Source organism: Plantactinospora sp. BB1 (assembly GCF_003030385.1).
In the GTDB taxonomy this organism is placed as follows: domain Bacteria; phylum Actinomycetota; class Actinomycetes; order Mycobacteriales; family Micromonosporaceae; genus Plantactinospora.
On sequence record NZ_CP028159.1, the window covers coordinates 5,767,050 to 5,779,869 of the forward strand.

General features: G+C 74.0%; 10 protein-coding genes. 3 read left to right on the plus strand and 7 right to left on the minus strand.

Translation table 11 applies throughout. The features are described from left to right. Positions 1-37: 37 nt before the first annotated feature. Positions 38-2,257: a RecQ family ATP-dependent DNA helicase gene (locus C6W10_RS25260; protein ID WP_107261077.1), complete on the minus strand. Its 2,220-nt coding sequence runs from the start codon at positions 2,255-2,257 to the stop codon at positions 38-40. 129 nt (positions 2,258-2,386) lie between these two features. Between C6W10_RS25260 and C6W10_RS25265 the strand changes: the two genes are divergently transcribed. Further along, positions 2,387-5,095 (plus strand): hypothetical protein, encoded by a 2,709-nt coding sequence (locus C6W10_RS25265; protein ID WP_107261078.1) that lies wholly within the window; start codon positions 2,387-2,389, stop codon positions 5,093-5,095. 47 nt (positions 5,096-5,142) lie between these two features. Here the strand turns inward: C6W10_RS25265 and C6W10_RS25270 are convergent, their stop codons facing one another. Beyond that, positions 5,143-6,999: an AfsR/SARP family transcriptional regulator gene (locus C6W10_RS25270; protein ID WP_234361413.1), complete on the minus strand. Its 1,857-nt coding sequence runs from the start codon at positions 6,997-6,999 to the stop codon at positions 5,143-5,145. 163 nt (positions 7,000-7,162) lie between these two features. Between C6W10_RS25270 and C6W10_RS25275 the strand changes: the two genes are divergently transcribed. After that, a complete protein-coding gene (locus C6W10_RS25275) occupies positions 7,163-7,963 on the plus strand; it encodes a hypothetical protein (protein WP_159104739.1) in 801 nt (266 codons plus the stop codon). Positions 7,964-8,090: 127 nt separating this feature from the next. Here the strand turns inward: C6W10_RS25275 and C6W10_RS25280 are convergent, their stop codons facing one another. Then, positions 8,091-8,837 carry an SDR family NAD(P)-dependent oxidoreductase gene (locus C6W10_RS25280; RefSeq protein WP_107261082.1) on the minus strand — a complete coding sequence of 249 codons (747 nt, stop codon included), beginning with the start codon at positions 8,835-8,837 and terminating at the stop codon, positions 8,091-8,093. 220 nt (positions 8,838-9,057) lie between these two features. Between C6W10_RS25280 and C6W10_RS39250 the strand changes: the two genes are divergently transcribed. Continuing rightward, positions 9,058-9,186 (plus strand): hypothetical protein, encoded by a 129-nt coding sequence (locus tag C6W10_RS39250; RefSeq protein ID WP_255419609.1) that lies wholly within the window; start codon positions 9,058-9,060, stop codon positions 9,184-9,186. Positions 9,187-9,214: 28 nt separating this feature from the next. Here the strand turns inward: C6W10_RS39250 and C6W10_RS25285 are convergent, their stop codons facing one another. The 4 genes from C6W10_RS25285 to C6W10_RS25300 all read right to left on the minus strand — a co-directional run bounded on the left by C6W10_RS25285 (position 9,215) and on the right by C6W10_RS25300 (position 12,817). After that, on the minus strand, positions 9,215-10,354 hold the full coding sequence (locus C6W10_RS25285; RefSeq protein WP_107264267.1) for a branched-chain amino acid ABC transporter permease: 1,140 nt from the start codon (positions 10,352-10,354) through the stop codon (positions 9,215-9,217). A 77-nt stretch (positions 10,355-10,431) separates the two neighbouring features. After that, complete coding sequence (locus tag C6W10_RS25290; protein WP_107261084.1) at positions 10,432-11,322, minus strand: branched-chain amino acid ABC transporter permease; 891 nt, start codon at positions 11,320-11,322, stop codon at positions 10,432-10,434. Next, complete coding sequence (locus C6W10_RS25295) at positions 11,319-12,077, minus strand: ABC transporter ATP-binding protein (RefSeq protein ID WP_107261086.1); 759 nt, start codon at positions 12,075-12,077, stop codon at positions 11,319-11,321. The genes C6W10_RS25290 and C6W10_RS25295 overlap by 4 nt, the downstream gene beginning before the upstream one ends. Next, positions 12,074-12,817 carry an ABC transporter ATP-binding protein gene (locus C6W10_RS25300; protein ID WP_107261088.1) on the minus strand — a complete coding sequence of 248 codons (744 nt, stop codon included), beginning with the start codon at positions 12,815-12,817 and terminating at the stop codon, positions 12,074-12,076. The genes C6W10_RS25295 and C6W10_RS25300 overlap by 4 nt, the downstream gene beginning before the upstream one ends. Between the last annotated feature and the right edge of the window lie 3 nt (positions 12,818-12,820).

Consider the following 12,820-nt stretch of genomic DNA (forward strand, 5'->3'; position numbering starts at 1 on the left):
CCGGCTGAGCGGCCGGAGGAACGGGTCGGAGGAGGGGTCAGCCGGCGACGGCGAGGGCGAACGGGAGCACCCCCGGGGCACCGGCCTGACGCAGCAGCCGGGCGACGACCGTCATGGTCCAGCCGGAGTCGACGAGGTCGTCGACCAGCAGCACCGGACCGGTCAGCCCGGCCAACGCCCCGACCAGCGGTTCCGGCAACTCGAAGGCGTCGTGCAGCGCGCGTACCCGCTGGGCGCTGTTGCCGCGCGGCCCGGCGCCGGCCGCCGCGCCGTCCCGGGGCGGCACCTCGCCGAGCAGCGGCAGCCGGCCCACCCGGGCGATCCGGTCGGCCAGCCCGTGCACCAGCCGGGGCCGGCGCCGCGAACCGACCGCGACCACGGCGACCGGGCGGGCCGGCCACGGATCGTCGCCGTGCGCCCACGCCTTCAACACCTCGACCACCGCGGTCGCCACGTCCTCCGGCAGCTCGCCGTCCGACGCCTCCGGCCCGGTCAACGCGCGCAGCCGGCCACCCCAGCCGAGGTCGGAGAGCCGCCCGACGGCCCGCCCCGGGTACGCCTGCTCGGCCGGCCCGATCCTGCCGCGCAGCGCGACCCCGACCGCCTCCAGCCCGGTCGGCCAGAGCTTCTTCGCCGGGATCTCCACCCCGGGGCGGCCGAGGAACGCCTGCGCGGCGGCGAGCGCCGGTGCCGACACCTCGGCGTCGAAGCGGGCCCCGGTGCAGCGGTCGCAGCGCCCGCACGCGGTCGCCGCCGGATCGTCCAGGCAGCGGCGGAGGAACTCCATCCGGCAGCCGGCGGTCGCGGTGTATTCCCGCATGGCCTGCTGCTCGGCGGTACGCGCCTGCGCCACCCGGTGCAGCCGGGCCGCGTCGTAGTGCCACGGCTCGCCGGTGGCCAGCCAGCCGCCCCGGACCCGGCGTACCGCGCCGTCCACGTCGAGCACCTTGAGCATCAGCTCCAGCCGGGTCCGGCGCAGGTCGACGATCGGCTCCAGCGCCGGTGTGGAGAGCGGACGGTCCGGGTGCAGGGCGGCGAGGACGGCCCGGACCTGCTCCTCCGGCGGGAAGGCCAGCGAGGCGAAGTAGCGCCAGATCGCCTGGTCCTCGGCACCGGGCAGCAGCAACACCTCGGCCGCCCCGACGGCCCGGCCGGCCCGGCCGACCTGCTGGTAGTAGGCGATCGGCGACGGCGGCGCACCGAGATGCACCACGAAACCCAGGTCCGGCTTGTCGAAGCCCATGCCGAGCGCCGAGGTGGCGACCAGGGCCTTGATCTTGTTGTCCAGCAGGTCCTGCTCGGCGGCGCGCCGGTCGGCGTCGTCCGCCTGACCGGTGTACGACGCCACGGCGTAGCCCCGGCCGCGCAGGAACTCGGCGGTCTCGCCGGCCGCCGCCACGGTCAGGGTGTAGATGATCCCCGAGCCGGGCAGCCGGTCGAGCTGGTCGGCCAGCCAGCCGAGCCGGTGCGCCGGGCTCGGCAGCTCCAGCACGCCCAGCCGCAGCGACTCGCGGTCCAGCGGCCCGCGCAGCACCAGTGCGTCGCCGAGCTGCTCGGCCACGTCGTCGGTGACCCGGCTGTTCGCGGTGGCGGTGGTGGCCAGTACCGGCGTACCGGCCGGCAACCCGGCCAGGAAGGTACGCAGCCGCCGGTAGTCGGGGCGGAAGTCGTGCCCCCAGTCGGAGACGCAGTGCGCCTCGTCCACCACCAGCAGCCCGGTGGTGGCGGCGAGCCGGGGCAGTACGGCGTCCCGGAAGTCGGGGTTGTTCAGCCGCTCCGGGCTGATCAGCAGTACGTCGACCGTGCCGGACCCGATCTCGGCGACGATCTCGTCCCACTCGTCGAGGTTGGCCGAGTTGATGGTCCGGGCCCGGATCCCGGCCCGGGCCGCCGCCTCCACCTGGTTGCGCATCAGCGCCAGCAGCGGCGAGACGATCACCGTCGGCCCGGCCGGCCCGGCTCCCTGACGCGCGTCCGTCGACGTCGACGCGCCCTCGGCGGACTGCCGGAGCAGCGCGGTCGCGACGAAGTAGACGGCCGACTTGCCCCAACCGGTCCGCTGCACGCAGAGCACCCGGCGCCGCCCCACCACCAGCGCCTCGATGGCCCGCCACTGGTCCTCGCGGAGCCGGGCGTGCTCACCGGCCAACCGACGCAGTACGGCCTCGGCCCGCTCGCGTACGACGCCGGCCGGCCCTCGGTCCGCCGGCTCCGCGCCGGTCCGCTCGTCCTCGTCCGGCGTCGGGTTTCCGTCCATCCGGCCTTTCTACCAGCAGGGCACGACGACCCGGCGCACCGTTACCCGGGTGAGGCCTGGCCGGCCTTGTCGCCGAGCACGACACTGTGGTGATCTGTGCAGCACGCATAGCAACGCCAGGAGGTGCGCATGCGTTCGGTCGCGACCCAGGGACAGCCGACCTCGGGCCGGGAACGGCTGCCGTCCGGAGGCTCGGAGTTCCTCGCCCTGCTGGCCCGGCTGGTGCGCCGGCCGCGCCGGGGGGACCGGCGGCTGCCGCTGGTCTGGCTGGTCCGCTCGGCGGCCTCGCCGGACCTGATCGCCCTGCTGCGCCGGGTACTCGGCCGGGGCCAGCGACGGCGGATCCCGCACGCCGTCCTCGACCTGACCGAGTCGACCGCCACCGACATCGCGGGCGAGTTGCGGGAGGTGCACCGGCAGCTCTCCCTGGAGGCGTTCGGCGGCGAGCGGCTGCGTTTCCGGCACTACCCGCTGGCCGACTGGCTGCTGCACCAGCCCGCGCCGGAGTCGGCGGAGGCGGGCGAGGACCGCCGGCCGGCCCTGGCCCGCCAGCTCCGGGACCGGCGGGGCGCCCGGCCCGGTGGCGAGCCGGCGGGTGCCGGCGACGGCGACCTCTTCTCCACCGCGTACCAGCTCGCGTTCTGGCTGGTCCGCCGGGCGATCCCGAGCGCCGTGTTCCGGGTCGCCGTCTCGGGTCGGGTGCCGCTGCTGGGGCCGCACTACCGGTGGTTCATGCGGCAGCAGTACCTGGCGCCCCGGCAGTCGGTGACCTTCCTCGGCTTCGCCGAACGGCTCACCGCCGGCTGGCGGGACGGGGAACAGCCGGACCAGGTGAACAAGCTGCTCGTGCACGCGTTCCTGGAGGACCTGCGGCAGGCGTACCGGCGCCGGCTCTGGCGGCCGTCGAGCTGGCGACGGACGGCGTACCCGGTGCTGCTGCTGAACAACGTGACCACCGGCGATCCGGGGCACACCCTGGTCCGGCTGGTCAACGACGTCCGCAACGAGACCGGCCGCAACGACCCGCTGCTGGTGGTCGCGGCCGGCGCCGAACCGCCGCCGGAGCTGCCCGAGCCGTACGCCCTGGTCGACGCCGAGGAGGCGTACGACGAATGGGTGGACGTGCTGCCGGAGACCCGTCGGCTGCGCCGGCCGGCCGCCTGGCTGATCGCCCTGCTGCTCGGCGACCCGAACGCGGGCTCGGAGCCGAGGGGCGGGCTGCTGAACTTCACCCCGCCGGGCCCGCCGTGGTGGAGCCGGCGGTTCCTGCCCACCGCGCTCGCGCTGCTGCTGGTCGCCGTCGCCGCGCTGTGGGCGAGTTCGCGCTGGAACCTGGACTGCCACCCCCGGCCGTTCGACGGCGCGGTCTCGGTCGAGCTGGTCGGCGGCGAGTGCGTCGGCTACAGCGACACGGCCGGGCACGTCTTCAACCGCGACCCGGGGCAGGACCGGCTCCGGGCCGTGCAGCGCCGGATCTTCGCCCAGAACGCCGCCGCCGAACAGGTCTGGCAGCACAGCGCGCAGCGCCGTCCGCTGGTCACCCTGGTCTACCTCGGCACGCTGACCGGGAACCGGACCCGGGCCGACGAGGAGTCGTACGTCTCCGAGCGGGAGGAACTGGAGGGGATGGCGACCGCCCAGTACGCGCTGCTGCGCGAGTCGGCCGGCGCCGACGGTGCCGCGCTGCTCCGGGTGGTGGTCGCGAACGCCGGACAGCAGATGCGGCACGCCGGCCGGGCGGTGGCGATGCTCGAAGGACTCATCCGGGAGGACCCGACCGTGCTCGGCGTGGTCGGGCTGGTGGAGAGCCGGACCAGCACCGCGGCGGCGCTGCGGGAACTCAACCGGATCGGCCTGCCGGCGCTGGCACCGACGCTCTCCGCCGACGGCATGCACGAGAACTCCCGGCTCTATCTCCAGATCTCCGCACCGAACCGGGACCAGGCCGCGCTGATGGACGAGTACGCCCGCCAGGTGCTCCGGGTCGACGGCGCGCACGTCTACTACACCACCGGGGAGAACAGCTCGCTGACCGAGGACCTCTACGTCGGTACCCTCGTCGCCGACCTGCGGCAGCGGTTCGGCGACCGGCTGACCCGGGTCGAGGAGTGGCGTACCGGCCAGCGGATGACCCAGGAGTGCGGCTATGCCGGCGTGCTGGTCTTCGCCGGCCGGTGGTCCGAGTTCGACGGCTTCCTCCGGGCGCTCAAGGAGTGCGGCCCGAACCCGCCCCGGCACCTGGTCGGCGACGACTCGGTCAACCGGTACATGGCGAATCCGGCGCTACGGGCCAGCGCACCCGGCAACCTCCCGGTCACGTACGTCTCGAAGGCGGCCCTGGCCACCTGCGCCTCGCTGCGTGTCGCCCGGGACCAGCGCGACGACGTACGCGGCAGCTTCCTCTCCTGGATCCAGGCCGACGACCTGCTCGACCCGCCCCGCTGCCGGGACGACGGCCCGGCCGCCCAGGTCGGCGAACGGGTCAGTCTCGCCTACGACGCCGCGACCATGGTGGTCCGCGCGGTGGAGAGCCTCGCCGCCCGGCTGCGGCACGGCAGTCCCCGCGAGACCTGGGATCCCCGGGCCGTCAACCCGGCCGGCGTGCACACCGAGGTGCTGCGGCAGAACGCCGAGAACGGCTACCCGGGGGTCAGCGGCCTGATCCGGTTCGCGGCCGACTCGGGCGAGCCGGTGGCGAAGCGGCTCTCCCTGGTCCGGGTCGACCGGGTGACCGACGTCGACACCGAACCGGTCGAGGTCTTCCACTGCGGTACGGCAGACGACCCCGCCGACCAGCGCTGCCGACCGGCCCGCCCCGGCCCGGCCGGACCGCCCTGACCTGGCTGACCCGACGGACCCGGCTGACCCGGCTGACGGGGACGGGATCAGCCGTCCCGCTCGGCGTTGGCGGGCCGGCCGAGCGGGGGCAGGAAGACGAGCACCTCGCGGAGCGAGTCGGCCACCTCCATCGGCAGCAGGCAACGCGCGACCAACTCCTCCATCGAGGCGTACGGCCCGCGTACCAGGCGGTCCACCAGGATGTGCCGGCTCTGCTCCGGGGACGGCCCGGGCAGCCCGAGCACGACGTGTTCGGCGACGGCGTTGATGTCGATCAGACCGCCGTCGTCGAAGTTGCGCGGCAGGTCCGGCCGACCGATCCCCAGCTCGGTACGGGCGGTCGGGTAGTGGTAGAGCAGGTACCGGGCATGCTCCCGGCGTACCCGCTGGTCGGTGGCGCTACGCGGGACCGCCGGGGCGGGCTGGCGCCGCCCGCCGCCGAGTACGCGCTGCACGCCACGGTTGAGCAGGATCACGTGCAGGATGCCGCCGAGCCAGTTCACCAGGAAGAGGCCGAGGATCGCGAACATCTGGCCGGTACTCGCCGGAGCCGCCGGGTCCGGATCGCCGCTCTCCATCCCGAGCACGAATCCGACCACCATCGCGAGGTATCCGACGCCGGCCGCCACCAGCCACCTGCTGCGCCGTCGCCAGGCGTAGACGAAGACGACCAGCCAGGTGAGGAGTCCGAAGGTGAGCAGGATGCCGACCGCGCCGAGTACCGTGCCGACGGTGCTGGTCCAGTGCCGTCCGCCCGGCTCGCCGGCTCCCGGCGGCGGCGCGATCGGCAGCAGCGGCGGTGGCAGCAGCACCGGCGGCGGCACCGCCACGGGTACCGGAGGCGGTGCCACGGGCTCGACCGATCCGAGCCGACCGGCCGGCGTGGCGGGTCCGGCCACCGCAGACCGGCCGTCCGGAAAACTCTGCGGAGCCGGAGCCGGAGCCGGAGCCGGAGCCGGAACCGGATCGGCGGCGGTGACCGGTGACGGATCGGCGGGGACCGGAGCCGGGTCGGCGGCGTGGATGGGTGGCGGGGCGGCGGCCGGGACGGGTGGCGGGGCGGCGGCGGGGCGCTCGGCCGCCGTCGCGGTGACCTGCGGTGGCGCGGGACGCGCGGCCGGGTCGGGGACGGCCAGCGTCGGGTCGGAGCGCAGGATCCGGCGGTGCAACTCCTGGAGCTGCTCACCGGGCTCCAGCCCGTGCTCGTCACGGAGCAGGGTACGCACCTCGCGGAACGTGTTGAGCGCCTCCGCCTGCCGTCCCTCCCGATAGAGCGCCAGCATCAGCAGGCCGCGCAGCCGCTCCCGTACCGGAAACTCGGCGGCCAGCCGGGCCAGCTCGCCGACCACCTCGTGGTGGTGGCCGAGTCGCAACTCGAGTTCGGCCCAGACCTCCAGGGCGCCGGTACGCATCTCCACCAACCGGTGCCGGGCCGAGTCGAAGTACGGCCCGGTCAGGCCGGGGAACGGCTCGCCCCGCCACAGGTCGAGCGCGGCGCGCAGCCCGGCCGCCGCCTCCGGCCACCGGCCGGCGTCCCGGGCCGCCGTCGCCTGCCGGGTCGCCCGCTCGAACCGCAGGGCGTCGACGTCGTCCCGGTCGACCCGCAACAGGTAACCGGCGTCGGTCAGGCTCAACACCTGACCCGGGGTACGCGGCGACCGGCCCGGCTCCAGCACCCGACGGAGCCCGGCGACGTACTTCTGCACCACGTTGGGACCGTTCGCCGGGGGCTCCTCGGCCCACACCGCGTCGACGATCCGACCGGTCGGGACCGGGCGCCCCGCGTTCAGCAGCAACACGGTCAGGACGGCCCGTTGCTTGCCCGGCCCGAGTTCGAGTTCGCGGTCGGCGTGCCAGGCGCGCAACGGTCCGAGGATCTCGAAGCGCACCGCCTCCTCCACCATGCGCCCATCACCCCCCGGCTGCTCGCGGACCAGCGCACGGCAGTCCGACGGCAGCATAACGGCAGTGGCCGGGTGCAGGTACGCAGTGACTGGTCAGTACGGCGGCAGTCCCGGGGGGCAGCATTTCCGGCGTCGAACCACGGCCCCCGGTGAAGGGAAAGCAATGAACAGAGATATCCGCGCAGCACGCTGGGTCCGGCGTACCGCCGGCCCGACGGCCGCACTGCTCGGCGTGGCGGTCCTGCTGGGCGGCTGCGGAAAGCTACAGGAGGAAGTCGCGACCGTCACGGCCAAGCAGACGCTGCTGGAGACGGTGCCGGACGGCAGCGAGGGACCGTTCCGGTTCAGCGGCAAGGACGGTACGGACGACGTCTCCGGCTCGGTGGACCCCGCGGTGAAGGGGCTGGAACTCTCCACCGCGATCAAGGATCCGGAGCACGGCTTCACCACCACCATCGCGTTCCGAGTCGTCGGTGAGGACATCTGGACGAAGATCTCCTTCACCGGCACCGAGGGACTGACGGGGCTGCCGAAGCTCCCGAACAAGTGGCTGAAGCTGGACCCGGCGAAGCTCACCGACTCGGAGAACGTGCCGAAGTACGAGGGGACCGACCCGGGCAACGCCGGCCCGCTGCTCCAGGCGGCCACCTCCGTCACCGAGGCCGGCAGCGGCAAGTACTCGGGCAGCATCGACCTCACCTCCGGCGAGGCGGCGAAGGTGCTGTCGGCGGAGCAGATGACCGCCCTCGGCGAGGCGGCGAAGCAGGTGCCGTTCACCGCGTCGGTCGACGGTGAGCAGCGGCTGACCTCGCTCACCCTCGACGTGCCGGCGGCCGGCAGCGCCAAGCCCTTCCAGTACGTCGTGAACTACCGGGACTTCGGCAGCACGCCGAAGGTCGCCGCACCGGCGGGCGGGCAGGCGCAGAACGCGCCGGAGCTGGCGTACGAGCTGCTCAACGGCTGAGCGTAGCGGGGCCTGCGGGCCGGGTGGTGGCCACGGGGGACACCACCTGGCCCGTACGCGTCTTCCCCGGCCGGGACGCCTCGTCGGGGCCCGCTCGCGGAGGTCGGCTCTCTCTTCCCTCGCCGGGTCAGCGGCCGAGGACCGATCCGCCGTTCACCCCGAGCACCTGCCCCGTCACATAGCCGGCGGCCGGGCTGGCCAGGTATCTGACCGCCGCCGCGATGTCGGCCGGCTCGCCGGCCCGCCCCACCAGGGTCGCGTCGACCCGCCGCTGGTGCCCCTCCGGAGTCATCCGGTCACCGAAGAACTCGGTGCCGGCGACGTAGCCCGGGCTCACCACGTTGACCGTGATCTGCTCCGGCCCGAGTTCCTGGGCGAGGTCGTACGCCCAGCCGTGCAGCGCCGCCTTCGCCGCCGAGTACGGCCCACCGCCGCCCCGTTGCGCGGCGATCGAGCTGAGCAGCACCACCCGGCCACCGGGCCGGCGCAGTGCCGGGCGGAGCGCCTCGGTCAGCAGTACGGCGGTGAGCACGTTGCTGTCGAGGTTGGCCCGCCACTGCGCGGCCACACCATCCAGTGTGGACGAATCGCCGCTCAGGTAACCACCGGCGTTGTTCACCACCACGTCGACGGCGCGTCCGCCGACCGCGTCAATGACCCGGCCGAGCTGCGCCGGGTCGGTCAGGTCCGCCGGCACCGCCTCGACCGAGCCCGGTCGGCCGAGCCGCTCCCCGATCCGTTCGGCGGTCCTCGCCAACGGTTCGGCTCGGCGGCCGACCACGATGACGTCGTACCCGTCCTCGGCCAGGCCCTCGGCGACCGCCGCACCGATTCCGGTCGCGCCGCCGCTGACCACCGCCAGTTTTTCCGGCATCCGTTCTCCCCGCTTCCCGTCGTGCCCACGCGCGCCGGCCGGGTCGGAGCTTTCCCGGCCGCCCGGCGTGGAACGCCACGCCCCGGAGTCGTCGACCCGGACCGACGAGCCACGCTACCCCGCCACCGCATCACGGAAATTGAGCCTGTGGATGAAGCTGGGGGTTGTCCACAGGCGGGGTGGATGGGGTGGCGAGAGGTGGGGGTCGAGGGTTGGCTCGGTGACCACGTCCGAGGAGTCGGTACGGCCGTTCGAGGAGTCGGTACGGCCGTTCGAGGAGTCGGTACGGCCGTTCGAGGAGTTGGTACGGGGGCGGTGCGGGGCCGTAGCGTCCGGCCGGTCAGCGTGAGCCGGACGCTACGGGATCAACGGAAGGGTCAGCGGGGTGGGCGGGAGCGGGTGGGTAGGGCAGCGCGGAGCGGGCCCAGGCGGGTGGAGAGGCTGGCCAGGCCGCCGGGGAAGAAGTAGACCGCCAGGATGAAGACCGTGCCGAGCACGAAGAGCGGCTGCGACAGCGGCCCGCTCAGCACCCCCGGCAGCGAGTCCACCGCCGAGGAGGTGCCGAAGGCGGTCAGCCGGTGGTCCAGATACATGTAGAGCATGCCGCCGAGCACCGGGCCCCACCGGGTACCCGGCCCGCCGAGCACCACCATGACCAGCAGCGAGAGGGTCAGCTCGGAGGAGGTCACGTGCGGCGAGGCGCCGCCGACCAGCAGGCAGTAGATCGCCCCGCCGGCGGTGGCCAGCCCGCCGGCCAGGGTGAAGGCGAGCAGCTTGAACCGGTACGGGTCGAGCCCGAGCACCCCGACCCGGCGCTCGTCGTCGCGCAGCCCGGCGAGTACCCGGCCGGTGGGCGAGCCGGCCACCCGGTGCACCACGAAGACGACCAGGGCCAGATAGGCGAGTGCCAGCCAGTACAGGTTGACGGTGTTGCCGACCCCGACCAGCATCGCCGGCAGCCCCGACACGTCCAGCGACAGTCCCTCCTCGCCGCCGGTGAGCCCGCCGAAGTCCCGGGCGACCAGGATCGCGCCGACCTGGGCGAACGCCAGCGTCACCATGGCGAACGCGATCCCGGCGGTGCGGAGCGCGATCGCGCCGAGCAGCCCGGCCAGTACGGTGCCGCCGACCAGGGTCAGCAGCGCCGCCTGCCACAGCGGCAGCCCGGCCCGGGTGACCAGGATGTCGGTGCCGTAGACGCCGGCCGCGAAATAGAGGGCGTGCCCGAAGGAGAGCATGCCGGTCCGGCCGAAGAGCAGGTCGTAGCCGGCGGCCAGGCCACCGAAGACCAGACAGATGGCGAGCAGTTGCAGCGTCCCCGGCCCGTTGAGCGGCCCGTCGAAGACCCCCGGTACGGAGACCGTCGAGTACGGCAGTACCGCGAAGACCAGCAGTACCAGCAGCGGTGACCAGGCCCGCAGGGCCGACCGCCGGTCCCGGCGGGGTGCCGGCGCGGCACCGGCGGTCGGCGGTGCGGCCGGCGGGTTGTCCGCCGCCGCCGTCTTCAACCCGGTCATGCCCGTCTCCTCGCCCGGCCCGGTCGTGCCCGTTCCCTCGCTCGGCGCGGTCGTGCCCGTTCGCTCGCTCGGCGCGGTCACGTCGTCGCCGCCCTTCCGGCGATGCCCTGCGGGCGGAGCAGCAGCACGACCGCCAGCAGCGCGACCACGCAGATGTCTCCGGCCCCGGAGGTGCCGTAGTAGTTGACGAACTGTTGGAGCAGCCCCACCGCGACGGCGGCGTACGCGGACCCGACGACCGAACCCATCCCGCCGATCACCACCACGATGAAAGCGAAGATCAACAGGGAGCCGCCCTGGCTCGGCGAGACCGAGCCGAAGTAGACCCCGCCGAGCGCCCCGGCCAGCGCGGCGGCGGCCCCGCCGATCGCGAAGACCAGGGTGAACGCCTTCCGCACGTCGATGCCGAGCGCGGTGACCATCTCCCGGTTCTCCACCCCGGCCCGGATCACCAGGCCGTAGCGGGTGTAGCGGAGGAAGCCGAGCAGCGCGGCCAGCACCAGCGCGGCGGCGAGGATCAGCAGCAGACCGGAGTTCGGCACCTTGGCGCCGAGGATCGAGGTGACCCGCTGGGTCCAGTCCGGGCGCGGGAAGGGGCGCGGGTCGGCACCCCAGGTCGCCTGGAGCAGTGCCACCCCGGCCAGCGAGAGCCCGACCGTGACCAGCACCTGTTCGATGGTGCGGGAGTAGAGCGGGCGGATCATCACCAGTTCGACCGCCATCCCGACCACCGCACCGGCGACGACGCCGAACGCGACCGCGAGGACGAAGCCGAAGCCGGACGGGCCGGCACCGGGCAGGTTCCCCGCCGCCCACCAGGTGGCGTACGCCCCGACGGAGAGGAAGAGCCCGTGCGCGAAGTTGAGCACGTCGGCGAGGCCGAACACCAGGGAGAGGCCGGAGGCGACCAGGAAGTAGAGCGCGGCCAGGCCCAGCCCGGTCAGCGTCAGCAGCACGATCGTGCTCATCCGGCCGGCACCTCCCGGGCGGGCTCGGGATGTGACCCGGCCACGCCGACGCCGAGCAGGGATCTGGTCAACTCCGCCTCCCGCAGCAGTTCCGCGGCGGCACCGGACCAGGCGACCCGGCCGGCGGCGAGCACCACCGCGTCGCTGGCCAGCCGGCGTACCACCGCGAGGCTCTGTTCGACCAGCAGTACCGGCACGGCGACGGCGACCCGCTCCAGCACCTCGGCCACCTCGGTGACCACCTTCGGCGCCAGCCCCTTGGTCGGCTCGTCGACCAGCAGCAGCCGGTTGTCGTTGAGCAGCACCCGGCCGATCGCCAGCATCTGCTGCTGACCGCCGGAGAGCGAACCGGCCCGCTGCCGGCCGCGCCGCTTCAGCTCCGGAAACAACTCGAAGACCCGGTCGTACGCCGGGGTGCCGCCGCGCCGCTCGGCGAGCCGCAGGTTCTCGGTGACGGTGAGGCCGGCGAAGACGCACCGGTCCTCGGGTACGTAGCCGAGACCGTCCCGGACCAGCCGGTGGGTCGGCTCGCCGGCCAGCGACCGGTCGCCGATGCGCACCGTGCCGCGTACTTCGCCGCCGCGCGGGGTCAGCCCGAGGATCGCCCGCAGGGTGGTGGTCTTGCCGACCCCGTTGCGGCCGAGCAGCACCGTCACCCCGCTCGGTGCCACGGCGAAGGAGACGCCCTGCAGGATGTGCAGCCCGGCGATCCGTACCGACAGGTCGGCGACGGTCAGGATGGGACTCTCAGTCACAACGACTCACCTAGGTACGCCTCCTGCACCACCGGGTTGGCCATCACGGTCGCCGGGACGTCGCAGGCGAGCAGCGCGCCGTGGTGCATCACCGCGATCCGGTCGGCGAGCCCGAGGATCACGTCCATGTGGTGTTCCACCATGAGTACGGCCCGGCCACTGTCGCCGGTCAACGACCGGATCACCGCGACCAGCTCCGGTACGTCCTCGGCGCTCACCCCGGCCATCGGCTCGTCGAGCAGCATCACCCTCGGCTCGCCGGCCAGCAGCAGCGCGATCTCCAGTTTCCGCTTCTCGCCGTGTGCGAGGGTGCCGGCCAGCGCGTCGGCCCGGTGTGCCAGGCCGACCCGGTCCAGTGCCGCGTCGGCGGCGGCGACCACCTCCCGGTCGGCCGCCGCCCGCCGCCACAGCCGCATCGAGCCACCCCGGTGCGCCTGTACGGCCAGCCGCACGTTCTCCCGCACGCTCAGCGAGCCGAAGACCGAGGACGCCTGGAACGTCCGGCCCAGCCCCAGCCGGGCCCGCTTGTACGGCGGCAGCGCGCTGATCTCCGTACCGTCCAGCAGCACCTGGCCGGCGGTGGGCCGGCGCAGGCCGGAGACCAGGTTGAACAGCGAGGTCTTGCCGGCGCCGTTCGGACCGATCACCCCGAGGAACTCCCCGGGGGCCAGCTCCAGGTCGACGCCGTCGACGATGGCGACCTCGCCGATCCGCCAGGTCAGGTCGCGGGTGGCGAGCACACC

Coding starts and splice junctions, on each gene's coding strand:
- C6W10_RS25290 (WP_107261084.1), bottom strand. CDS start 11,322: ATGAGCACGATCGTGCTGCTGACGCTGACCGGGCTGGGCCTGGCCGCG.
- C6W10_RS25285 (WP_107264267.1), bottom strand. CDS start 10,354: ATGACCGGGTTGAAGACGGCGGCGGCGGACAACCCGCCGGCCGCACCG.
- C6W10_RS25280 (WP_107261082.1), bottom strand. CDS start 8,837: ATGCCGGAAAAACTGGCGGTGGTCAGCGGCGGCGCGACCGGAATCGGT.
- C6W10_RS25275 (WP_159104739.1), top strand. CDS start 7,163: ATGAACAGAGATATCCGCGCAGCACGCTGGGTCCGGCGTACCGCCGGC.
- C6W10_RS25270 (WP_234361413.1), bottom strand. CDS start 6,999: ATGGTGGAGGAGGCGGTGCGCTTCGAGATCCTCGGACCGTTGCGCGCC.
- C6W10_RS25265 (WP_107261078.1), top strand. CDS start 2,387: ATGCGTTCGGTCGCGACCCAGGGACAGCCGACCTCGGGCCGGGAACGG.
- C6W10_RS25260 (WP_107261077.1), bottom strand. CDS start 2,257: ATGGACGGAAACCCGACGCCGGACGAGGACGAGCGGACCGGCGCGGAG.